The organism is Pseudomonas entomophila, from assembly GCF_029193575.1.
GTDB lineage: Bacteria > Pseudomonadota > Gammaproteobacteria > Pseudomonadales > Pseudomonadaceae > Aquipseudomonas > Aquipseudomonas entomophila_G.
The window spans coordinates 1-22,858 of the sequence record NZ_JARGCS010000025.1; the positions used below are offsets into that span (position 1 = coordinate 1).

The window sequence follows — 22,858 nt, forward strand, 5'->3', positions numbered from 1 at the left end:
TGGGTTTTTAAGAAACCCTAAACTTGGCTCAGCAATCTCAAATGACTATGTGATTTCTCGCATGGCCACTTGTGATGCTGATAATCTTGGCGACGATCAGTCCATACTCACAAGCACCCACACGAATTGCTTGATTCAATTTGTTAAAGAGCGTTTGGTTAAGAGCGTTTCGTCTCAACCGAGGCGCGCATTCTACGCCTTCCTCAAAGTCTGTCAAGCGTTTATTTTGAAGTTTTTTGCGAGAAACTCGTTTCACTTCAAACACTTGACTCGCTGCGATCGCTCGTAGCGGGAGGCGAATCATACAGCGTTACAACCTGCTGTCAACTGCCTTTTTCACCGCTGCCGACCTGTCGATCGAGCACTTCCGAGACTACCTGAATCGCTCAACTCGTTGATTACCAAGGAATTTTGCGCTTCGACTACGTCGGAAGTGGGGCGCATTATAAGGGCCTCGGAAACTCCGTCAACCCTTTATTTCAGAAATATTGAAAAAGAAAGAAAGGCGCCGCCTGGACGGACCCCATCGCGGGGCAAGCCCGCTACAGGGACCTTGCAGCGACGGAGCGCATGAATGCGGGTTGCAGTAGCGCCTCCTGATTGCGCACTATATTGCGCACCTCCCTGCCTCCCCCCCTGAAAGGACTGCCTGCCCCAAATGAATACCCAGCCCCGCAGCCTGGTCGCCACGCTGTTCCCCATTGGCCTGCTGCTGATCGCCATGGCTTCGATCCAGTCTGGCGCTTCGTTGGCCAAGACCATGTTCCCCATCGTCGGCGCCCAGGGCACCACCACACTGCGCCTGATATTCGCCAGCTTATTCATGCTGCTGTTACTGCGCCCATGGCGCGCCCGGCTCAACAGTAATGCCTGGCGTAACGTGATCATCTACGGCATGGCGCTGGGTGGCATGAACTTCCTCTTCTATATGTCCCTGCGCACCGTGCCACTGGGCATCGCCGTGGCCCTCGAGTTCACCGGACCGCTGGCCGTGGCGATCCTCGCCTCGCGCCGCGCCCTGGACTTCCTCTGGATCGCCTTGGCCATTGCCGGTCTCCTGCTGTTGATCCCGGTGGGTCAAGCCGGCAATGCCATCGACCTGGCAGGTGCGGGCTACGCGCTGGGTGCCGGCGTGTGCTGGGCGCTATACATCCTCTATGGCCAGCGTGCCGGTGCGGAGAATGGCATCCAGACCGCCGCGCTCGGTGTGCTGATCGCCGCGCTCTTCGTCGCCCCCATCGGTATCGTGCATGCCGGCAGCGCGCTGCTCACGCCTGCGCTGATCCCTGTGGCCCTGGGTGTGGCGATCCTCTCCACCGCCCTGCCCTACAGCCTCGAGATGGTCGCCTTGACGCGCATGCCCGCGCGCACCTTCGGCACGCTGATGAGTATCGAGCCCGCGTTCGGTGCGCTTTCTGGCTTGCTGTTCCTCGGAGAAGTGCTGACCTTTGCCCAATGGCTGGCGATCCTCGCCATCATCACCGCCTCGGTGGGCGCCACGCTGTCGATGAAACGCGAAACCACGCCTGCGGTGGCCGCTGATTGATTTGAGAAATGTTGTCATTTGGGTACGCGCGCGCCTTGTACCCACCTGCCAGGCTGTTTAAGCTGTCACAAAATCATAATCCGCGGGCTATCTACTGGGCCGGGCACGGACGCAGGAGTGTTCAGGAAGAACCAAGCGACAACAGCAGGGTCGGACGATGTACCGATACCCTTACTATTAAGGACAGGAATGAAACGTATTATTCTCATCCTGGCCATCTTGGCCATTGCTGGGTGCGCCGCGACAGCCAAGACCGAGGTCAAGCGGGGCAAAAAAGGCCTGCACATCAACTGCTCAGGCCTCTCGTCGTCGTGGGACAAGTGCTACAGCAACGCGGCGGCCTCCTGCGGCAACAAAGGCTACAAGGTCATCGCCCGCTCCGGCGACAGCGACGAGGAGCCCGGCGACTATGTGTTCGGGATCAACCCCGCCGGCTACACCAGCCGCAGCATGATCGTCATCTGCAAATGAAACACCACAAGGGCAGCTTCTAGCTGCCCTTGTGCATTTCCGCGCGGATCAGACCGGCGCCGTGCGCCGCTCCAGCCACTCCAGCGCTTCCCCCTTGAGCAACGGTGCGAGCCGTTCGCGCACCGTCTGGTGGTAGCCATTGAGCCACCCACGCTCCTCGGCGCTAAGCCGCTCCGGCAGCAGGCAGCGGGTGTCGATCGGGCAAAGCGTCAAGGTCTCGAAGGCGAGGAAATCGCCAAAGGCGCTCTTGCCCACCTCGCGGTTGACCACCAGGTTCTCGATACGCACGCCCCAGCCACCCGGCCGATAGGTGCCCGGTTCGATCGAGCTGATCATGCCCGCCTGCATGGCCGTCTGCGGCGTGGTCGCGGCCTGGTAAGCAATCACCTGCGGCCCCTCGTGAACGTTCATGAAATAGCCCACCCCATGCCCGGTGCCATGGCCGTAGTCGACCTGCTCGGCCCAGATCGGCGCACGGGCGATGGCATCGAGCAGCGGGGACAGGATGCCGCGCGGGAAGCTCGCCCGCGACAGTGCGATCATGCCTTTAAGTACACGCGTGCAATCCTGCTTCTGCTCCAGGCTCGGCGTGCCGATCGGCACCATCCGGGTGATGTCGGTAGTGCCGCCCAAGTACTGGCCACCGGAATCGATCAGCAGCAGGCCATCGCCTTCGATCACCGCGTGGGATTGCTCGGTGGCGTGGTAGTGGGGCATCGCGCCATTGGCATTGAAGGCGGCGATGGTCGAAAAGCTCAGCGACACGAAGTGCGGGCGCCGCGCCCGGGCCGCGCTCAATTGCTCGTCGACGGTCAGCTCAGTGATGGTCTGCTGGCCCAGGTTGGCCTCGAACCAGGCGAAGAACTCGCACAGGGCCGCGCCGTCCTGCTCCATCACCTGGCGAATGTGCACCAGGTCTTCCTCACCCTTGCGCGACTTGCTCAGGGTGCTCGGGTTGAGCCCCTCGACCAGGCGCACCTGGTCGTCGAGGTGGTCGAGCAAGCCACAGGTGACCCGCGCCGGGTCCACCAGCAGGCGGCTGCCCGGGGCGATGGCCGCCAGCGCCTGGGTGATGTCGGCATAGTCACGCACCTCGATACCGTCGGCGGCCAGCACTTGGCGCAGATGGTCATCGATCTTGTCGCGGCCAACGAACAATGCCGCACGTTCCTGGCTGACCAGCGCGAAGGAAACGAACACCGGATTGTAGGACACATCGCTACCGCGAAGGTTGAACAACCAGGCGATGTCATCCAGCGTGGCGATGAAGTGTGCATCGGCGCCCTTGTCGGCCAGGGTGCGCCGCAGTTCAGCGAGCTTCTCCGCGCGGCTGACCGTGGCGTGGGGGGGCAGGTGCTGGTAGACCGGGTTGCCCGGCAGCACCGGGCGGTCGTTCCATATCTGGCCCAGCAGGTCGAGGTGGGTCAACAGGCGTACTTGACGCGCCTGCAGGCGTTCGCCGAGCTGGCGCGCCGAGGCCAGCGCCATGACCGCGCCATCGACGGCCACCGCGCCCTGCGCCGGGACCTGCTCGCCCAGCCACTCCAGGGCGCCCGGCTGGCCCGGCATCAGCTTCATCAGCACGATGCCGCTGCCGTTCAGCTCCTTCTCGGCCTGCTCCCAATAACGGCTATCGGCCCAAAGGCCAGCGAAATCCGCAGTGACCACCAGCGTGCCGACCGAGCCGTGGAAACCGGACAACCACTGGCGCCCCTGCCAGTGACCGGGCAGGTATTCCGACAGGTGCGGGTCCGCAGAGGGCACCAGCAAGGCATCGACGCCTTCCCTGGCCATGGCCTCGCGCACACGCGCCAGGCGCGCCGGCCCGGTTTCCTGAAGGGGGGACTGACTGTTCATGCGCACTCCTGCGTTCACATCTTCAACGGTTCCGAAACGCCGATAATGGAGCAGCCCGCAGGCGCCAGCAATCCCCTCGCGTCGCTAGCCCCCAGGGCCTGGGCTACTAAATGGCGCGCCTGCTCCTCGGCCTGCATGGAGGGTTACAGGGTGAAGCCTGCCGCGTTGCCTGGCGAGTAGCGCCCCAGCGGCACCTGCAAGCCACCAGGGCGCCCGCCCGCTTACGCCGCGACCTTGGCCGGCGCGATCTTGAACCAGATGGCGTACAACGCCGGCAGGAACATCAGCGTCAGCAAGGTGCCGCCCAGGGTGCCGCCAATCAACGTGTAGGCCAGGGTGCCCCAGAACACCGACTGGGTCAGCGGAATGAACGCCAGCACCGCCGCCAGCGCTGTCAGCAGCACCGGTCGCGCCCGTTGCAAGGTGGCCTCGACCACCGCGTCGTACGGCGCCAACCCGTCGGCCTGGTTGGTGTGGATCTGGCCGATCAGGATCAGCGTGTTGCGCATCAGGATGCCGGCCAGGCCAATCAGGCCGATCAGCGCGTTGAAGCCGAACGGCTGGTGGAACAGCAGCAAGGTCGGCACCACCCCCACCAACCCTAGCGGCGCGGTCGCCAGCACCATTGCCAGCGCCGACAACGAACGCACCTGGAAGATGATCACGATCATGGTCAGGATCGCCATGATCGGGAACCACGGCGCCAGCGCCGCATCGGCTTTGGCCGACTCCTCGATCGCACCGGCCAGTTGGATGCGGTAGCCACTGGGCAACTGGCCGATTAGCGGTTGCAGCTCCTTCCAGACCTGCATCGACACGTCCGGCGGCTGCAGGCCCTCGGCGATGTCGCCACGCACGGTGATGGTCGGCTCGCGGTCGCGTCGGCGCAGCAGCGGGTCTTCGGCACGCACCGTGATGTCGGCGACCTGGGCCAGCGAGATCCGTCGGCCGCCACTGGCCACCAGGCTGAAGTCTCCGAGCCTGGCCGGGTCCAGGCGGGTGTCGCCAGCGCTGCGGGCGACCACATCGACCTTGCGGATGTCTTCGCGCACCTGGGTCACGGCGCTGCCCTTGAGCAGGAACTGCAACTGTTCGGCGACTTGGGCCGAGCTCAGCCCGAAGGCTTGCAGGCGGTCCTGGTCCAGCGCCAGGTGCAGGGCCGGCGCGCGCTCCATCCAGTCCGTGTTGACCGTGCGCATCTGCGGGTTGGCCTGCATCAGCGCACGCACCTGGTCGGCGATGCCACGCACCTTGTCGGCATCCGGTCCGACCACACGGAACGCCACCGGGAACGGCGAGTACGGGCCGAACACCAATTGCGTCACGCGTACCCGCGCCTCGGGCGCCAGCCCATTGGCAACCGCCTCGCGCAGGTTGACCTTGAGTGTGTCGCGGTCATGCTCGCTGGCAGTGAGCACGACGATCTTGGCGAACGAGGGATCAGGCAGCTCTGGCGCCATGGCCAGGTAGAAACGCGGCGCGCCCTGGCCGATGTACGAGGTGATGATCTGGCTTTGCGCCTGCTTCGCCAGCCATTTCTCCACGGTCTCGGTGGCGCTACGGGTTTGCTCGATGCTCGAGCCGTAAGGTAGCTGGACTTCCACCAGCACCTCGGGACGGTCGGACGACGGGAAAAACTGCTTGCGCACCGCGCCCATGCCCATCACTGCCACCACGAAACTGGCCACCACCAGCGCCGCGACCCACCACTTACGCTGGATGACCCACCCCAGCAAGCGCCGGAAGCGCTGGTAGTTCGGCGTGGAATAGATACCGGCGTGGCCACCCTCGACCGGGGCGATGCGTGGCAGCAGCTTGACCCCGAGGTACGGCGTGAACACCACCGCCACCAGCCACGACGCAAGCAGCGCGAAAGCGACGATCCAGAAGATGTTGCCGGCGTATTCGCCCGCAGTGCTCATGGCAAAACCCACCGGCAGGAAACCGATGATGGTCACCAGGGTGCCCGAGAGCATCGGCGCGGCGGTGTGGCTCCAGGCGTAGGCCGAGGCACGCAGGCGGTCGTAGCCCTCCTCCATTTTCACCACCATGGTCTCGATGGCGATGATCGCGTCGTCCACCAGCAAGCCCAGCGCGAGGATCAACGAACCCAGGGTGATGCGGTCGAAATCGCGCCCGGTGGCGAGCATGATCACGAACACCGCCGACAGTGTCAGTGGCACCGCCGCCGCCACCACCAGGCCGACCCGCCAACCAAGGCTGAGCAGGCACACCACCATGACCACGGCCAGGGCGACGAAGAACTTCAGCATGAACTCGCCGACCGCCTCGCGGATGTTCACCGACTGGTCGGTGACCTTGCTCAGCGACATACCCAGCGGCAATTCACTGGCGATACCTGCGCGCGCCTGCTCCAGCGCCTGGCCCAGCTCCAGGCCGTTCCAGCCCTCGCGCATGACCACGCCGAGCAGCAGCGCCGGCTCGCCGCCGTTGCGCACCAGGAAGGTCGCCGGGTCTTCGTAGCCACGGTGCACTTCGGCCACGTCGGCCAGCTTGAGGGTGCGGCCATTGACCTCGATGGGCGTCTCGCGCACTTGCTCCAGGCTGTTCAGCGCGCCGTCCAGGCGCACCTGCACCTGCGGGCCATAGGTTTCGATGGAGCCGGCCGGGGTCACCGCGTTCTGTCGATGCAGGGCAGCGAAGATGTCGTTGGGCGACAGGCCCAGGGTGGTCAGCCGGTCATGGGCGATGTCGACGAAGATTCGCTCCGGCTGCTCGCCAATGATGTTGACCTTCTTCACCCCCGGCACGTGCAGCAGGCGCTGACGCAGGGCCTCGGCCTGGCGCGCCAGCACGCGCTGCGGCTCGCCGGCGGCCTTGAGGGCGTAGAGGACGAAGGTGACGTCGGAATACTCGTCGTTGATCAGCGTGCGCGAGACGCCCTGCGGCAGGTTCTGCTGCTCGTCGCGGACCTTCTTGCGCGCCTGGTAGAACTCCTGCTGCACCTCGCGCGGTGGCGTGCTGTCGCGCAGCACCAGGGTGGTGAAGGCCAGTCCGGGGCGGGTGAAGGTCTCGCTGCGATCGTACCAGCGCAACTCCTGCAGACGCTTTTCCAGCGGCTCGGCCACCAGGTCCTGCATTTCCTGGGCGGTGGCGCCGGGCCAGGCGGTGACCAGGGTCATCTGCTTGACCGTGAAGGCAGGGTCTTCGGCGCGGCCAAGCTTGAGAAACGCCAGGGTACCAGCAGCGAAGATCGCGATGAGCAGGAACAGAGTGACCGCGCGCTCACGCACGGCCAAGGCGGAAAGGTTGAAACCGGTCATGGTTGCTGCCCTTCCACCACCCGCACCTGCTGCCCCTCGTGCAACTGATGCACACCCAAAGCCACCAGCAACTCGCCCGGCGCCACGCCCTCGCCGACCAGGGCACGCTCGTCCTCGATGCGCAGTACCTTCACGGGCCGGTAGTGCACGGTGTTGTCGCTGGCCACCACCCATACACCAGGGCCTTCACCACGGTCGTAGAGGCCGGCGAGCGGCACCTCGCGCACCTCGCCGCCCGAGGTGGGAATGCTGATCACTATCGTGGCGCCCAGCGGTAGTTCGCGGGTGTCGCCGTCGAGCACGTAACGGGCGCGGTAGGTGCGGCTCTGCGCGTCGGCGGCGCCGGACAGCTCGCGCAGTCGCGCCGTGAATGCCTGCCCGGCCTGGCCGTAAAGGCGTGCGGTGGCGCTGGAGCCCAATGCCGGACGCAGGGTTTCCGGCAGGTCCACCAACGCCTCGCGGGCGCCGTCCTGGGCCAGCACCAACACTGGCTGGCCGGCGGCGACCACCTGGCCGCTGTCGGCCAGGCGCTCGACCACGATACCGTCGCTGTCGGCGCGCAGGTCGGCATAGTCCTGGCTGTTGCGCGCCAGCGCCAGCTGGCTGCTGGCCGCCTCCCAGGCCGCGCGGGCGCCGTTGCGCGCCGCCTGGGCCTGGTCGAAGTCACGGGCGGAGATCGCCCCGACATCGACCAGCCCCTGCACCCGGGTGAAATCGGCGTCGGCCTTGACCATCGCTGCGCGGGCCTGCTCTACCGCAGCCTGGCGGTTGCGCACGTCGAGGTCGAAGTCCGCCAGGTCCAGGCGCATCAACGACTGGCCGCGCTTGACCCGCTGGCCGACGTCAACCAGACGCTGGGCGACTTTACCGCCGACGCGAAAACCAATCGGGCTCTCGACCTTCGCCGCGACCACGCCAGTGAAGCGCCGCACCTGTGCGCCTGGGTCGCTAATGACCCGCGCCGTGCTGACCAGCGGTGGGTGATCGACACGGGGGTCGGGAAAAGCCGCGTCGCCGCAGCCGCCAAGCAACAGGCCGGCAGCGACAGGGGCCAGGATGACACGCAGATGAGCATAGGTTGACATGGACGCCTCCTCGTTTGGAGGCATTTTGTTTACAGGTTACGAATGTGTCAACTTGAAAACTACTCTAGGGCGCCAAGCTGCGCAGCACCAACCCGGTGACGGCGTTCATGCCGGCTTCCAACTCAGGCAGGCCCCGCTGCTCCATGGTCACCGGATGGGTGTAGGGAATCAGCGCCTCGTGGATGCCGAGCACCACCTCGTCAAGCGGTGTCTTGCGCTCGAACTCGCCGCTGGCGCGCCCCTCCTCGATGATCGACTGGACCATGTCGGTCAGCGCCTGCCAGTGCCCAGTGGCGGTACACCAGCGCTCCTCGGCAGCCACCGCGACCAGCTCGAACAGCTTGTTCTGGTTGATGAACAGCGCGTGGCTCAAAAACAGCGCTTGGCGCGTGAACACCCTGAATTTTCGGGTCGCCGAAGACTCCTCGGCGATCAGCCGACGCAGTTCGTTGTCCAGCTCGCCCAGCACCATGGCGACGATCGCCTCGCCGATCGCCTGTTTGGACTCGAAGAACCGGTAGATGTACGCGGTGGTGATGCCGAGGGCCTTGGACAGGTCGGCGACGGTGGTCTTGCGGTAGCCGAACTGCCTGAAGTGCTGGTCGGCCACCCGCAGGATCTGCAGGCGTCGGTCATGCTCGGCAGGGCCGCGCTGGCCAGAGGATGGCAGCTCGATCGCTTGAGGGTCGGGGGACGGGTTCATGAGTCGGGGTCCATTGACAGGCAAGTAACGATTTAAGAATACTGTAAACAATCAATCTTTCTGAGGATACTGCAATGACTCGGCACCTGATCAGGCGCACGCACAGTGTACTCGCGCTGGCGGCCCTCGCGGGCATCGGCGGTTGCATGGTCGGCCCCGACTACCGTCAACCCGCGCTGCACAGCCCCGAGCAGTTCATCGGCGCCAACGCCCTCGGTGAACACCAGGCCAACGCGCCGGAGGTGCCGTTCGAACGTTGGTGGCAAGGCTTCGCCGACCCCGTGCTCGACCGCCTGGTCGACACCGCGCTGCACGAGAACCTCACCCTTGAGCAGGCCATGGCCCGCCGCGCACAGGCCCGGGCCTACGCCCAGGGCGCCCGCGCCGAGTTGTTCCCGGTGGCGCGAGCGGGCGTCGATGCCAGCCATGCGCGGCAATCACTGCAGGACCCGTTGGTGGCCACCGAGCGCAATGTGCTGCCCGGCTTCGAGCGCAGCGGTTCGCTGTACGACGCCGGTGTGTCGAGCCTATGGGAAATCGACCTGGCTGGCGGTCTGCGTCGCGGTGCGCAGGCCGCACTGGCCGAGTACCAGGCGGCCCAGGCCGGCCAAGCGGCGGCACGTATCCAGGTGGCCGCCGGGGTGATCGACGGCTACCTGCAGGTACGGCTGCTGCAGGCGCGGCTGGACGTCGCCGAACGGCAGGTGCGCACCCAGGCCGATATCGAGGGGCTGGTGAACACCCTGAAGGACCGCGGCCTGGCGCCCGATCGAGAACTGCAACAATCCCGTGCCGAGCTGGCCCTGAGCGAGGCCGCGGTGCCTGCCCTGCGCGCGCGCCTGGCCGCGGCGCGCAACCACCTCGACGTACTGCTGGGCCGCCAACCCGGCACTACGGACGCCGACCTCGACCATCCCGCACCACTGCCGAGCGCGCCACGCATCGCGGCCGCCGGTGGCAGCGCAGCGCTGCTGCGCAGGCGGCCGGACCTGATCGTCGCCGAACGCCGCCTGGCCGCCGCCAACGAACGCATTGGCCAAGCGCTGGCCGAGTACTACCCCAAGGTGTCGCTGTCGGCACTGCTCGGCAGCACCACTACCCACGCCGGCAACCTGCTCAGCAGCGATGCCGGCAAGGCCGCCGCCACCCTCGGCCTGCGCTGGCGCCTGTTCGATTTCGGCCGGGTCGACGCCGAGGTGCAAGGTGCCAAGGGCGGCTATGCCGGGCAACTCGCCGAGTACCGCCAACGCGTGCTCGAAGCCAGCGCCGAAGTGGAGACCTCGATCAGCACCCTGCTCGAAGGCGAACGCCGCGCGCGCCTGCTGGATGCCAGCGAACGCGCCCGGGCCAGCGCCCGCGACGCCGTGCTGGCCAGCTACCGCCAGGGCAACGCCAGCCATATCGAACTGCTGGAAACCCAGGCACGCCTGCAAGCGGTGCAGGCCGAACGGCTGGACGCCGAGTACGCCGCCTCGGCCTCGGCAGTGGCGCTGTACAAGGCCCTGGGCGGCGGCTGGAATGGCACCGCCGCCGAGCAACCGCCCAGCCGCCATCGATCCCTTGCGCTGAACTAAACCGGACCCGACGGCTTCACAGTCCCATAGACGCCACCAAGCGGATGGGATCGCCATGCCCCAAGCAGCAACGCCGAAAGCCGCCGTCGTCCTGCTCGACACCCGCGAGCACACCCCCGACCACGAGCGCGCCGTGCAGCACAAGCTCGCCGAGTACCTGGCGCGCCTGCTCGGCGTGCCGCACGTGACGCCGGAACGCCCGCCCACGGCCGACGACCACTACTATTACCTGCCCACCGAAACCCTCATCGACCCGGCGCGCTACGCGCCGCTGGGTATCCAAGGCGAGCTGGACCTGTTCGGCGGCCTGGTCAGCGCGCCGTACATGGCCACCAAGGCCATCTCCCACCCCCTGCCCGCCGACGCCTGCTTCCCGACCGGCTGGACCGACGCCTTCGCCCAGCAGGCCAGCGACGCCCTGCTGCGCGGCTACAGCGTGTTCGCCAAGGACGACGCTCGCCGCGCCGCCGAGCTGCTGTTGCGCGAAGGCCCTGTGCGGCTCAAGCCAGTGAGGGCCTGCGCCGGGCGCGGGCAAGTGGTGATCGAGCGACTGGAGCAACTAGAGCCCCTGCTCGCCGCCATGGACGATGCCGACCTGGCGCTGTGGGGGCTAGTGCTCGAGGAAGACCTCAGCGAGGTGCAAACCTTCAGCGTCGGCCAGGTCAGGGTCGCGGGTCTGACCTGCAGTTACCACGGCACCCAGCAACTGACCCGCGACCACACGGGCCAGGAAGTCTACGGCGGCTCCGACCTGGTGGTGGTGCGCGGCGACTACCAGGCGCTGCTGCAACTGCCAATGGAAGACCACCTGCGCCTGGCGATCAACCAGGCGATGACCTACGAACAAGCCGCCGAGCGCCACTTCCCCGGCTTCATCGCCTCACGCCGTAACTACGACATTGCCCGTGGCCGTGACCGCCACGGCCACCTGCGCAGTGGCGTGCTGGAGCAATCCTGGCGCCTGGGGGGCGCCAGCAGCGCCGAGCTGCTGGCCGCGCAGGCGTTTGCCGACGACCCGGCGCTGCGACGCGTGCGGGCCTCCACCCACGAGGTGTTCGGCAGGCCGCAGCTGCCTGCCGACGCGACACTTTTCTACCAGGGGGAAGACAGTGAACTCGGACTCTTCAGCAAATTCGCGCGGATCCGCGAGCATGAGCATCCAGAGTGAAACCGTGGAACTGGACGTCGAGGGCGAGCGCATCGCGGGCACCCTGGTCAGCCCCGGCGGCCAGATGCCCGGCATTCTCTTCGTCCACGGCTGGGGCGGCAGCCAGCAGCGCGACCTGGCCCGCGCCCGGCAGATCACCGGCCTGGGCTGCGTGTGCATGACCTTCGACCTGCGCGGCCATGAAAAAACCGAGAGCCAGCGCCTGACGGTAACCCGCGAGCAGAACCTCGCCGACCTGCTGACTGCATACGACCGTCTGGCCAGCCACCCGAACGTGGACCCCGCCGCCATCGCCGTGATCGGCAGCAGCTACGGCGGCTACCTGGCAACCCTGCTGACGGCTCGACGCCCGGTGAAATGGTTGGCACTGCGGGTGCCAGCGCTGTACTGGGACGACGAGTGGAACATGCCCAAGCAGGGGCTCGACCGCCAGCGCCTGAATGCCTACCGCCTGAGCCCACTGGGCCCGGCCGACAACCGCGCCCTGGCCGCCTGCGCCGAATTCGCCGGCGACGTGCTGCTGGTGGAGTCGGAACAGGACGACTACGTGCCCCACAGCACGTTGATGAGCTACCGCTCGGCGTTCGTCAGCGCGCACTCCCTGACCCATCGCACCGTCGACGGTGCCGACCACGCTCTGTCGAGCGAGGAAAGCCAGAAGGCCTACAGCGCCATCCTCACCGCCTGGGTCGGTGAAATGGTCATCGGCGCGCGCCTGGACCGCTATCCGCACTACGCGCCCTGGTATGCCTGAGCCTCGCCGACCTGGCAGTGCAGGCCGCCATCAACTCCCCGCACCAGGCTGCGCAGGGCTTGATAGGCGGTGAAATTGACGCCGCGCGCCTGGTGCCGCTGCAGCAGGTCGAGGAACGGCTCCTCGACGAAGCATGGCGCCGCTGCCGCCCATTCGTGGCGCGACTGCCATTGCAGGCACTGCAGCACGCGGCTGCCGTCTTCACTGGCCTGCACGCTGACCCCCAACAGCCCCTCGCAGCGCGTGGCGATCTGCTCGGCGCGCAGCACCAGGGCCTCGGCCAGCGCCTGTTGCCGGGCCGCTGGCACTTCGTACTCGATCATCTGGGTGAACCACAGGGAATGGGGTTGGGCCGCCATCGACAGTCTCCTTGCTCTGGTTGCTTGCAGCGTGATGGCGAGCAGGGTAAAACCTCTAGTTAACTCAAGGTCAAGGATTTTATCCAATGCCCGTCAAGGCGCCCTTATCCCCCGATCGCCTGCTCAGCGTCGGCCAATTGGCAGCGCGCAGCGGCGTCGCCGTGACCGCCCTGCACTTCTATGAAACCAAAGGCTTGATCCACAGCAGCCGCAACGCTGGCAACCAGCGGCGCTACGAACGGGCGATGCTGCGCCGGGTGGCGGTGATCAAGATGGCCCAGCGCCTGGGCGTGCCGCTGGCACAGGTCGCTGAGGCGCTGGGCACGCTGCCCAAGGGGCATACGCCGACGGCCGAGGACTGGCAGCGCTTTTCGGCACGTTGGCGTGATGACCTGAGCCGTCGGATCGATGAGCTGGTGATGTTGCGCGACCAGCTGGATGGTTGCATTGGCTGTGGCTGCATGTCGCTGAAGGAATGCCCGCTGCGCAATCACCATGATCGGCTGGCTGAGGAAGGGCCGGGGCCTCATCCGCCTGAGCAGGCGGTGGTGTGACCTGGCTTTTTGGGTCTGTGCGGGCCCTCACCCCAACACGGCAAACCGTCGCCGATAATCACTCGGCGTCACCCCGGTAACCCGCTGGAACACCTTGCGAAACGCGCCAGGGTCCTGATAACCCACGCCCCAGGCGATCTGGTCGACGCTGCGCCGGGTGAACTCCAGCAACCGGCACGCTCGCCCCACCCGCACCTGCTGGCAGTACTCGGTCGGCCGCAACCCGGTGGCGGCGCGGAAACGCCGCAGGAAGGTGCGTTCCTCAAGCCCTGCGCACTCGGCCATGCTCGCCAGGCTCGCCTCGCGCGCGCCGCTGCCCTGCAACCAGTGCTGGACCTTCAACACCGCTTCGTCACCATGCTCCAGGCGCGGACTGAACACCGCCCCAGGCAGCGCCGTGGCCACGGGTTCGACCGCCAGGTAGCGCGCCGTCTCACGCGCCAGGGTCGCGCCCAGGAAGCGCTCCAGCAAGCGCAGGCCCAGGTCGGTCCAGGCCATCAACCCGGCGGAGGTCATGATGTCGCCATCGTCCAGCACCGGCTGGCTGGCCTCCACCCGCACCCGCGGGAAGCGCTCGGCCAGCGCTTGCGCGTAGTTCCAATGACTGGTGGCCGAGCGGCCATCGAGCAGCCCGCTGGCGGCGATGAAGAACACCCCGATGCACACCGACGCCAGCACCGTGCCGCGCTCGTGCCACTGGCGCAGCTGCGCACCGTGCAACGCCAGCAACGCCGGTTGCGGCGCCTGCCCCAGGCTCGGTGGCACCACCAGCACGCGTACTGCGTGGGACGCCTGCGGTTGACTGTCATGCACCGCTTGCAACTGCCCGGCCGCGTCGGCCTGCCAGTGGCTGACCCGCACCCGCGGCAGTTCGCTGGCGCCGAGTTCGTCGGCGACGCGGTTGGCCACCGTGAACAGGTCGGTCAAGCCATGCACGGCTGCGCCCTGCGCCCCGGGGTAGAGCAGCACGCCGATCTCCAGGCAGAGCGGGGTGTCAGTTTTTGCCGTCATTGTGTAGATCGCGCCAATCCTCAAGCAGGTCGTCCAAGCCTATAACTATCAGCACACCACGACTACTGCCCAAGGAGGCACGCACCATGAGCAAACAGGCCCTGATCCTCATCGATATCCAGAACGACTACTTCCCAGGTGGCAAATGGACCCTCGACCACGCCCACGCCGCCGCCGACAACGCCGCCCGCCTGCTGGGCGCGGCACGCGAGCGTGGCGACCTGGTGGTGCACGTGCGCCATGAGTTCGCCTCGGCCGATGCACCGTTCTTCGCCCCCGGCTCGGAAGGCGCTGCGATCCACGCCAAGGTCACCCCGGCGGCCGGCGAGCCGGTTGTGCTCAAGCACCAGGTCAACGCGTTCCTGGGTACCGACCTGAAGGCGATCCTCGACCAGCAGGGTATCCAGGCGCTGACCATCACCGGCAGCATGAGCCACATGTGCATCGACGCCGCCACACGCGCCGCCGCCGATTTCGGCTACCAGGTCAGCGTGGCCAACGATGCCTGCGCCACCCTGCCGCTGGACTTCGCCGGCGAAACGGTACCGGCGGCGCAAGTGCATTCGGCAGCCATGGCGGCGCTGGCCTTTGCCTATGCACGAGTGGAGAGCACAGAGACGCTGCTGGGAGAATACGCGAGCTGAAGGCGGGCTCTTTCGAATGCCGGGACCGCCTTGCGGTCCCGCTTGAACGCTCAGATGACCACGTTGCGCACAAAGCGCGTAGGCACCTCGCCATCATTGCGATAGGCGTAGCGACAGTCGCTGGGGAAGATGTGGAACTCACCGGTGCCCAGGCGCAACTCGCCACCTTCGATCACCAGCGTCAGACAGCCTTCGGTGACGAAGATCTGCTCGCTCCAACCCTCGGCGTCGGCTTCGCTAGCGTAGTGTTCACCCGGCGCCAGGGTCCAGGCCCACAGCTCTACCTCACGTCGCGCCGGGCTGCTACCCAGCAGCATCGCGCGGCTGTCGGGATGCTCGCCGGCCCAGGCCAATTCGTTGATGCGCCCAGGGTCGCGCTGGTCGGGCGCCTGGATCAAGGTGCTGAAGGCCACGCCCAAAGCCTCGGCGATCAAGTCCAACGTGGTGAGGCTGACGTTCTTCTCCCCAGCCTCGATCGCCACCAGCATCCGTCGACTGACCCCGGAGGTTTCCGCCAGGGCGGTCTGGCTGAGGCCGGCGGCGTTGCGCAGGCGGCGGATGTTCTGGCTGACGTGCTGAAGCACCGAGGCGCGGTGCGCGGAATCTTTGTGCACTATATTGCTCACTGGTAGGGGTTGCGCAGTATACTGCCCACTTTCGCGGCGATTGTGCGCCGCCCCTGCCGAGTGCGCAAGACCATGACCCCGAGCAAGCACGGCCCACGGCCGTCCGTTTCCTTTCGCCTGAGCAAGGCCGAACTGGTACTGGTGTTCATCACCATGCTGTGGGGCGGCACCTTCCTGATCGTGCACAACGTCATGACCGTCAGCGGCCCGATGTTCTTCGTCGGCCTGCGTTTCGCCGCCGCCGCCTTGTTCGTCGGCATCGTCTCGGCACGCGCGCTGCCGGGGCTGACCTTCACCGAATTGAAGGCCGGGGTGCTGATCGGCGTGTCGATCATGCTCGGCTACGGCTTGCAGACGATGGGCCTGCAAACCATCAATAGCAGCCAATCGGCGTTCATCACCGCACTCTACGTGCCTTTCGTGCCCCTGCTGCAATGGCTGGTGCTGGGCCGCCGCCCCGGGCTGATGCCGAGCCTGGGCATCGGCCTGGCGTTCGTCGGCCTGATGCTGCTGGCCGGCCCCGAGGGCGGCGCATTGCACTTCAGCGAAGGCGAACTGGTGACCCTGGTGAGCGCGGTGGCGATCGCCGGCGAGATCATTCTGATCAGTCGCTACGCCGGTAAGGTCGACGTGCGCCGGGTCACCGTGGTGCAGTTGGCTACCGCCTCGGTGCTGTCGTTCCTGATGATCGTGCCCACCCGCGAGGCGCTGCCAGATTTCTCCTGGCTGCTGCTGGGCAGCGCCATTGGCCTGGGCGCCATGAGCGCAGTCATCCAAGTGGCGATGAACTGGGCGCAGAAGTCCGTATCACCCACCCGCGCCACCCTGATCTATGCCGGCGAGCCTGTGTGGGCCGGCATCGTCGGGCGCATCGCTGGCGAGCGTCTGCCAGGGGTGGCATTGATCGGCGCACTGCTGATCGTGGTCGCCGTGGTGGTCAGCGAACTGAAGATTCGCCGCGCCAGCGCGCCGCTGGCGCACGACGGTGTGGGCGCGCGCGAAGGCGAGCCGGGGCGTTGAAGGCGACAATAACGGCTATGCTTTGAAAAAAACTGTTATAAAAAAGCCGCTTCTCACACCGTCTTTGTAGGATTCTGCGACAGCTTGCGGGTTGGTCATCCATCGCGTGGCACGTATGATCCTTGGCAAACTCCCGCAGATTAGAACGCTATGTCATTGATAGTGCTATTGCTTCTGCCCTTTCTGGGCAGTTGCCTGGCAGCCGTCCTGCCGCACAACGCACGCAACACCGAGTCCATCCTCGCCGGGCTCGTGGCCCTGGTCGGTACGGTCCAGGTCGCGTTGCTGTACCCGCAGGTCGCCCATGGCGGCGTGATCCGCGAGGAATTCCTCTGGCTACCAAGCCTGGGGCTGAATCTGGTGCTGCGCATGGACGGCTTCGCCTGGTTGTTCTCCCTGCTGGTGCTGGGCATCGGCACCCTGGTGTCGCTGTACGCGCGCTACTACATGTCCCCGCAAGACCCGGTGCCACGCTTCTTCGCCTTCTTCCTGGCCTTCATGGGCGCCATGCTCGGCCTGGTGATCTCCGGCAACCTGATCCAACTGGTGTTCTTCTGGGAGCTCACCAGCCTCTTCTCCTTCCTCCTCATCGGCTACTGGCACCACCGTAACGACGCCCGCCGCGGCGCCTACATGGCGCTGATGGTCACCGGCGCCGGCGGCTTGTGCCTGCTGGTCGGCGCGCTATTGCTCGGCCACGTGGTCGGCAGCTACGACCTGGACAAGGTCCTGGCCGCAGGCGAGACCATCCGCCAGCATGCCCTGTACCCGGTGCTGCTGCCGCTGATCCTGATCGGCGCCCTGAGCAAGAGCGCGCAGTTCCCCTTCCAGTTCTGGCTGCCTCACGCCATGGCGGCGCCGACGCCCGTTTCCGCCTACCTGCACTCGGCGACCATGGTCAAGGCCGGGGTGTTCCTGCTGGCGCGGCTATGGCCGGTGCTGTCAGGCAGCGAGGAGTGGTTCTGGATCGTCGGCGGCGCTGGCGCCTGTACCTTGTTGCTGGGTGCCTTCGCGGCAATGTTCCAGAATGACCTCAAGGGTCTGCTGGCCTATTCCACCATCAGCCACCTGGGCCTGATCACCCTGCTGCTGGGGCTGAACAGCCCGCTGGCCGCCGTGGCCGCGGTGTTCCACATTCTCAACCACGCCACCTTCAAGGCCTCGCTGTTCATGGCCGCGGGCATCATCGACCACGAGAGCGGCACCCGCGACATCCGCCGCCTCAGCGGCCTGATCCGCCTGGTACCCTATACCGCGACCCTGGCCATGGTCGCCAGCGCGTCCATGGCCGGCGTGCCGCTGATGAACGGTTTCCTGTCCAAGGAGATGTTCTTCGCCGAGACCGTGTTCATCAGTTCCACCGCCTGGGTCGAGGCGGCGCTGCCGGTGATAGCCACCCTGGCCGGCACCTTCAGCGTGGCCTACGCGCTGCGCTTCACCGTCGACGTGTTCTTCGGCCCCACCGCCCAGGACCTGCCACATACGCCCCACGAACCGCCGCGCTGGATGCGCGCGCCGGTCGAGCTGCTGGTGCTGACCTGCCTGGTGGTCGGCATCTTCCCAGCGCAATCGGTCGGCCCGCTGCTGGCCGCCGCGGCGCTGCCAGTGGTCGGCGGCACCCTGCCGGAATACAGCCTGGCCATCTGGCACGGCTGGAACGCGCCACTGATCATGAGCCTGATTGCCATGTGCGGCGGCATCCTGCTCTACCTGCTGCTGCGCAAGCAACTGCGCCTGGGCCGCTTCCCGCACCCGCCGCTGATCGAGCGTTTCAACGGCAAGCGCCTGTTCGAGCATGGCTTGGTGCGCCTGATGCTGCTGGCCAAACGCATCGAGGTGTCGCTGACCAGCCGCCGCCTGCAGACCCAGCTGTTCATGCTGGCGCTCGCCGCCTTCCTGGCCGGCCTCACGCCCATGCTGTACAGCGGCATCAGTTGGGGCGACCGGCCGAAGATTCCGGGCTCCGGGGTGTTCGTCGCCCTCTGGCTGATCGCGATCGCCTGTGCCATTGGCGCCGCTTGGCAGGCCAAGTACCATCGTCTGGCGGCGTTGATCATGGTCAGTGTCTGCGGCCTGATGACCTGCATCACCTTCGTCTGGTTCTCTGCGCCGGACCTGGCCCTGACCCAGTTGGTGGTCGAAGTGGTCACCACGGTGCTGATCCTGCTCGGCCTGCGCTGGCTGCCGCGCCGGATCGAAGGCGTCTCGCCGCTGCCCGGCAGCCAGGAGCGCGCCCGTCTGCGGCGCCTGCGCGACCTGCTGCTGGCGGTGCTGGTGGGCGGCGGCATGGCGCTGCTGTCCTACGCCATGCTGACCCGCCCCACCCCCAACGACATCTCCTCGTTCTACCTCAGCCGCGCCCTGCCACAAGGCGGCGGCACCAACGTGGTCAACGTGATGCTGGTGGACTTCCGCGGCTTCGACACCCTCGGCGAGATCACCGTGCTGGTGGCTGTGGCACTGACCGTGTTCGCCCTGCTGCGGCGCTTCCGCCCACCGAAGGAGAGCATGCAGTTGCCCGCCCAGCAGCGCCAGCTGGCGCCGGACGTGGTCAGCGACCTGATCAACCCGCGACACGCCACCGATACCGCGCTGGGCTTCATGATGGTGCCGGCGGTGCTGGTGCGTCTGCTGCTGCCGATCGCCCTGCTGGTGTCGATGTACCTGTTCATGCGCGGCCACAACCAGCCAGGGGGTGGCTTCGTCGCCGGCCTGGTGATGTCGGTGGCGTTCATTCTCCAATATATGGTCGCCGGCACCCAGTGGGTCGAGGCGCAGATGAGCCTGCGCCCACTGCGCTGGATGGGCACAGGCCTGCTCTGCGCCACCCTGACCGGCATCGGCGCGATGGCCCTGGGCTACCCGTTCCTGACCACCCACACCGCCCACCTGCATCTGCCGTTGCTGGGTGACGTGCACGTGGCCAGCGCGCTGTTCTTCGACATCGGCGTGTACACCGTGGTGGTTGGCTCGACCCTGCTGATCCTCACGGCCCTGGCGCACCAGTCGGTGCGCGCGTATCGCCCGGGCCACCCGAAATCCAGCCAAGCAGGAGCCGCCTGATGGAAGAAGTCATCGCAGTCGCCATCGGCGTACTGGCCGCCTCCGGGGTATGGCTGGTGCTGCGCCCCCGGACCTACCAGGTGATCATGGGGCTGTGCCTGCTGTCCTATGGCGTGAACCTGTTCATCTTCAGCATGGGCAGCCTGTTCATCGGCAAGGAACCGATCATCAAGGACGGCGTGCCGCAAGACCTCTTGCACTACACCGACCCCCTGCCCCAGGCGCTGGTGCTGACCGCCATCGTCATCAGCTTCGCCATGACCGCGCTGTTCCTGGTGGTGCTGCTGGCCTCGCGCGGCCTGACCGGCACCGACCACGTCGACGGCCGGGAGCGTGAGGAATGAGCGCAATGAATCAACTGATCGTCGCGCCCATCCTGCTGCCACTGGTGACTGCCGCGCTACTGTTGCTGGTAGGCGAGAAACACCGGCACTTCAAGGGTCGCATCAACCTGATGTCGACCTTTGCTGGCCTGGCCATCGCCGTCACCCTGCTGATGTGGGTGCGCACCCAGGGCCAGGCCGAGTCCATCGGCGTGTACCTGCCCGGCAACTGGCCCGCGCCGTTCGGCATCGTGCTGGTGCTGGACCACCTCTCGGCGCTGCTGCTGACCCTCACCGGGGTCATCGGCATCTGCGCCCTGATGTTCGCCCGGGCACGCTGGGATGGCGCCGGGGCAAGTTTCCATGCGCTGTTCCAGATTCAGCTGATGGGCCTGTACGGCGCCTTCCTCACCGCCGACCTGTTCAACCTGTTCGTTTTCTTCGAGGTGCTGCTGGCTGCCTCCTACGGCCTGCTGCTGCACGGCTCCGGGCGTGCGCGGGTCAAGGCCGGGCTGCATTACATCGCCATCAACCTGTTCGCCTCGTCGCTGTTCCTGGTGGGCGCAGCCATGCTCTATGGCGTGACCGGCACCCTGAACATGGCCGACCTGGCGTTGAAGATCCCCCTGGTCGCCGAAGCCGACCGTGGCCTGCTACACGCTGGCGCAGCGATCCTGGCCACGGCGTTCCTGGTCAAGGCGGGCATCTGGCCATTGAACTTCTGGCTGGTGCCGGCCTACTCCTCTGCCAGCGCGCCTGTGGCGGCACTGTTCGCCATCATGACCAAGGTCGGCCTGTACGCCGTGCTGCGCCTATGGAGCCTGCTGTTCTCGGGGCAGGCCGGGGCCTCGGCACATTTTGGCGGGGAATGGCTGGTGTACGGCGGGCTGGTCACCCTGGCGGTGGCGGCTGTTTCGATCCTCGCCGCCCAGCGCCTGGAGCGCCTGGCGGCGCTGAGCATCCTGGTGTCGGCCGGCACCCTGCTGGCCGCTGTCGGCTTTGCTCAGCCGGCGCTGACTGGCGCCGCGTTGTTCTACCTGGCCAGCTCCACCTTGGCACTGTGCGCGCTGTTCCTGCTCGCCGAGCTGGTGGAGCGTTCGCGCTCGGCCAACGAGGTGCTACTGGACGACGAGGAAGACGCGATCCCCTCGCCGCTGGAGTCGCTGCACCCACCCAAGGGCATCAACCTCGACGACGAACAGAAGGCGGTGATCGGCCAGATCATCCCCTGGACCATGGCCTTCCTCGGCCTGAGCTTCATCGCCTGTGCCCTGCTGATCATCGGCATGCCGCCCCTGTCGGGTTTCATTGCGAAGCTCAATCTCATCAGCGCGCTGTTCAACCCACAAGGCCTGGGCATGCCCCCCGAACAACCGCTGTCAGTCGCCGGCTGGGGATTGGTGGCGCTGCTGGTGCTATCGGGCATGGCCTCATTGATCGCCTTCGGCCGGGTCGGCATCCAGCGCTTCTGGAAGCCCGAAGAGCGCCCCTCGCCGCTACTGCGCCGCTATGAAGGGGTACCGATCGCCGTACTGCTGGGGTTGTGCATCTTCCTCAGCCTGCGCGCCGAACCACTGCTGCGCTACACCCAGGACACCGCAGCTGGCCTGCAGTCGCCGGACGCCTACATCCAGGCGGTCATGGCAACCCGGCCGCTGGCCGGCCCGACCACACTGGTGGAGGTGCAGCCATGAGTCGCCTGTTCCCAGCCCCGCTGCTGTCGCTTTCGCTGTTCGTGCTGTGGCTGGCGCTGAACCTCTCGGCGAGCCCCGGCAACCTGCTGCTGGGCGCCGCCCTGGGCGTGCTGGCACCGCTGCTGATGGCGCCGCTGCGCCCACAGCATGCCCATGTGCGTCGGCCGCTGGCGATCCTGCGGCTGATTGGCCGCGTCGGCCTGGACGTGATCGTTTCCAACCTGCAGGTCGCCCGTAGCGTGCTGCGCGCTGGCAACCACCCGCCGCGCTCGGCCTTCGTGCACATTCCGCTGGATCTGCGCGACGCCCACGGCCTGGCGGCGCTATCGATGATCACCACGGTGGTACCAGGCACGGTCTGGTCGGAACTGGCCCTGGACCGCAGCGTCCTGCTGCTGCATGTATTCGACCTGGACGACGAGACAGCCTTCATCGCCCACTTCAAGCACACCTACGAACGCCCGCTGAGGGAGATCTTCGAATGACTGGCCTGCTCGCCAACGCCATCCTCGCCAGCCTGTTCATCTTCGTCATCGCCATGGCGCTGGCGCTGATCCGCCTGTTCCGCGGCCCGTCCGCCCAGGACCGGGTACTGGCGCTGGACTATCTGTATATCCTGGCCATGCTGATGATGCTGGTGCTGGGTATCCGCTACGCCAGTGACACCTACTTCGAAGGCGCCCTGCTGATCGCCCTGTTCGGCTTCGTCGGCTCCTTCGCATTGGCCAAGTTCCTCCTGCGCGGCGAGGTGATCGAATGAGCGAAGCCATCGAACTGCCGTTCTGGCTGGAACTGACCACGGCCGGCCTGCTGTTGGTCGGCAGCCTGTTCGCGCTGATCGGCGCCCTGGGCATGCTGCGCCTGAAAGACTATTTCCAACGCATGCACCCGCCAGCGCTGGCCTCGACCCTCGGCGCCTGGTGCGTGAGCCTGGCCTCTATCCTGTACTTCTCCGAACTCAAGCAGGGGCCGGTACTGCATGCATGGTTGATTCCCATCCTGCTGTCGATCACGGTGCCGGTGACCACCCTGCTGCTGGCTCGCGCGGCGTTGTTTCGCAAGCGAACAGCGGGTGAGGATGTGCCAGAGGAAGTCAGCAGTGGCCGCGATCACGGCAACTGA

21 protein-coding genes are annotated in these 22,858 nt (G+C 66.4%); 14 read left to right on the forward strand and 7 right to left on the reverse strand.

Annotated features, from left to right (window positions below; translation table 11 throughout):
- The first annotated feature begins 658 nt into the window (after nt 1–658).
- On the forward strand, nt 659–1,546 hold the full coding sequence (rhtA, locus tag P0Y43_RS12275) for a threonine/homoserine exporter RhtA (protein WP_275637535.1): 888 nt from the start codon (nt 659–661) through the stop codon (nt 1,544–1,546).
- A 189-nt stretch (nt 1,547–1,735) separates the two neighbouring features.
- Complete coding sequence (locus P0Y43_RS12280; RefSeq protein WP_275637536.1) at nt 1,736–2,017, forward strand: hypothetical protein; 282 nt, start codon at nt 1,736–1,738, stop codon at nt 2,015–2,017.
- Between the two features lie 48 nt (nt 2,018–2,065).
- On the opposite strand, the gene P0Y43_RS12285 is transcribed toward P0Y43_RS12280, so the two are convergent.
- The 4 genes from P0Y43_RS12285 to P0Y43_RS12300 form a co-directional block, all read right to left on the reverse strand.
- A complete protein-coding gene (locus P0Y43_RS12285; protein ID WP_275637537.1) occupies nt 2,066–3,874 on the reverse strand; it encodes an aminopeptidase P family protein in 1,809 nt (602 codons plus the stop codon).
- 221 nt (nt 3,875–4,095) lie between these two features.
- On the reverse strand, nt 4,096–7,158 hold the full coding sequence (locus P0Y43_RS12290; RefSeq protein ID WP_275637538.1) for an efflux RND transporter permease subunit: 3,063 nt from the start codon (nt 7,156–7,158) through the stop codon (nt 4,096–4,098).
- Nucleotides 7,155–8,243 carry an efflux RND transporter periplasmic adaptor subunit gene (locus tag P0Y43_RS12295; protein ID WP_275637539.1) on the reverse strand — a complete coding sequence of 363 codons (1,089 nt, stop codon included), beginning with the start codon at nt 8,241–8,243 and terminating at the stop codon, nt 7,155–7,157. Before P0Y43_RS12295 ends, P0Y43_RS12290 begins: the two co-directional genes overlap by 4 nt.
- Before the next feature lie 64 nt (nt 8,244–8,307).
- Nucleotides 8,308–8,946: a TetR/AcrR family transcriptional regulator gene (locus P0Y43_RS12300; protein ID WP_275637540.1), complete on the reverse strand. Its 639-nt coding sequence runs from the start codon at nt 8,944–8,946 to the stop codon at nt 8,308–8,310.
- A 74-nt stretch (nt 8,947–9,020) separates the two neighbouring features.
- Between P0Y43_RS12300 and P0Y43_RS12305 the strand changes: the two genes are divergently transcribed.
- The 3 genes from P0Y43_RS12305 to P0Y43_RS12315 are packed head-to-tail and all read left to right on the forward strand — an operon-like array spanning nt 9,021 to nt 12,442.
- Nucleotides 9,021–10,520, forward strand: coding sequence for an efflux transporter outer membrane subunit (locus P0Y43_RS12305; RefSeq protein ID WP_275637541.1), 1,500 nt, complete (start codon nt 9,021–9,023; stop codon nt 10,518–10,520).
- A gap of 49 nt (nt 10,521–10,569) precedes the next feature.
- On the forward strand, nt 10,570–11,688 hold the full coding sequence (locus tag P0Y43_RS12310) for a DUF3182 family protein (protein WP_275637596.1): 1,119 nt from the start codon (nt 10,570–10,572) through the stop codon (nt 11,686–11,688).
- Nucleotides 11,672–12,442 (forward strand): alpha/beta hydrolase family protein, encoded by a 771-nt coding sequence (locus P0Y43_RS12315; RefSeq protein ID WP_275637542.1) that lies wholly within the window; start codon nt 11,672–11,674, stop codon nt 12,440–12,442. The genes P0Y43_RS12310 and P0Y43_RS12315 overlap by 17 nt, the downstream gene beginning before the upstream one ends.
- Here P0Y43_RS12315 and P0Y43_RS12320 read toward each other — a convergent pair.
- Nucleotides 12,421–12,801, reverse strand: a complete 381-nt coding sequence (locus P0Y43_RS12320; protein WP_275637543.1) for an antibiotic biosynthesis monooxygenase — start codon at nt 12,799–12,801, stop codon at nt 12,421–12,423. The two genes, P0Y43_RS12315 and P0Y43_RS12320, sit on opposite strands and share 22 nt — an antisense overlap.
- 86 nt (nt 12,802–12,887) lie before the next feature.
- Here P0Y43_RS12320 and soxR point away from each other — a divergent pair, with 86 nt between their 5' ends.
- A complete protein-coding gene (gene soxR / locus P0Y43_RS12325; protein ID WP_275637544.1) occupies nt 12,888–13,355 on the forward strand; it encodes a redox-sensitive transcriptional activator SoxR in 468 nt (155 codons plus the stop codon).
- Between the two features lie 27 nt (nt 13,356–13,382).
- On the opposite strand, the gene P0Y43_RS12330 is transcribed toward soxR, so the two are convergent.
- Nucleotides 13,383–14,366, reverse strand: a complete 984-nt coding sequence (locus P0Y43_RS12330) for a GlxA family transcriptional regulator (RefSeq protein ID WP_275637545.1) — start codon at nt 14,364–14,366, stop codon at nt 13,383–13,385.
- Between the two features lie 86 nt (nt 14,367–14,452).
- On the opposite strand from P0Y43_RS12330, the gene P0Y43_RS12335 reads away from it, so the two are divergent.
- Nucleotides 14,453–15,010, forward strand: a complete 558-nt coding sequence (locus tag P0Y43_RS12335; protein ID WP_275637546.1) for a cysteine hydrolase family protein — start codon at nt 14,453–14,455, stop codon at nt 15,008–15,010.
- Nucleotides 15,011–15,060: 50 nt separating this feature from the next.
- On the opposite strand, the gene P0Y43_RS12340 is transcribed toward P0Y43_RS12335, so the two are convergent.
- Entirely contained in the window at nt 15,061–15,624 is a 564-nt protein-coding gene (locus P0Y43_RS12340; RefSeq protein WP_275637547.1) for a helix-turn-helix domain-containing protein, read from the reverse strand.
- An 84-nt stretch (nt 15,625–15,708) separates the two neighbouring features.
- Here P0Y43_RS12340 and P0Y43_RS12345 point away from each other — a divergent pair, with 84 nt between their 5' ends.
- The 7 genes from P0Y43_RS12345 to P0Y43_RS12375 all read left to right on the forward strand — a co-directional run bounded on the left by P0Y43_RS12345 (nt 15,709) and on the right by P0Y43_RS12375 (nt 22,858).
- Nucleotides 15,709–16,656 (forward strand): DMT family transporter, encoded by a 948-nt coding sequence (locus tag P0Y43_RS12345; RefSeq protein ID WP_275637548.1) that lies wholly within the window; start codon nt 15,709–15,711, stop codon nt 16,654–16,656.
- Nucleotides 16,657–16,806: 150 nt separating this feature from the next.
- Nucleotides 16,807–19,719 (forward strand): monovalent cation/H+ antiporter subunit A, encoded by a 2,913-nt coding sequence (locus tag P0Y43_RS12350; protein WP_275637549.1) that lies wholly within the window; start codon nt 16,807–16,809, stop codon nt 19,717–19,719.
- Nucleotides 19,719–20,063, forward strand: a complete 345-nt coding sequence (locus P0Y43_RS12355; RefSeq protein ID WP_166888042.1) for a Na+/H+ antiporter subunit C — start codon at nt 19,719–19,721, stop codon at nt 20,061–20,063. The genes P0Y43_RS12350 and P0Y43_RS12355 overlap by 1 nt, the downstream gene beginning before the upstream one ends.
- The gene (locus P0Y43_RS12360; RefSeq protein WP_275637550.1) at nt 20,060–21,736 is read left to right on the forward strand and encodes a monovalent cation/H+ antiporter subunit D; all 1,677 of its coding nucleotides are present in this window, start codon (nt 20,060–20,062) and stop codon (nt 21,734–21,736) included. Before P0Y43_RS12355 ends, P0Y43_RS12360 begins: the two co-directional genes overlap by 4 nt.
- Nucleotides 21,733–22,221 carry a Na+/H+ antiporter subunit E gene (locus tag P0Y43_RS12365; RefSeq protein WP_275637551.1) on the forward strand — a complete coding sequence of 163 codons (489 nt, stop codon included), beginning with the start codon at nt 21,733–21,735 and terminating at the stop codon, nt 22,219–22,221. Before P0Y43_RS12360 ends, P0Y43_RS12365 begins: the two co-directional genes overlap by 4 nt.
- Entirely contained in the window at nt 22,218–22,496 is a 279-nt protein-coding gene (locus P0Y43_RS12370; protein WP_275637552.1) for a K+/H+ antiporter subunit F, read from the forward strand. The genes P0Y43_RS12365 and P0Y43_RS12370 overlap by 4 nt, the downstream gene beginning before the upstream one ends.
- Nucleotides 22,493–22,858 carry a Na+/H+ antiporter subunit G gene (locus tag P0Y43_RS12375; protein ID WP_275637553.1) on the forward strand — a complete coding sequence of 122 codons (366 nt, stop codon included), beginning with the start codon at nt 22,493–22,495 and terminating at the stop codon, nt 22,856–22,858. The genes P0Y43_RS12370 and P0Y43_RS12375 overlap by 4 nt, the downstream gene beginning before the upstream one ends.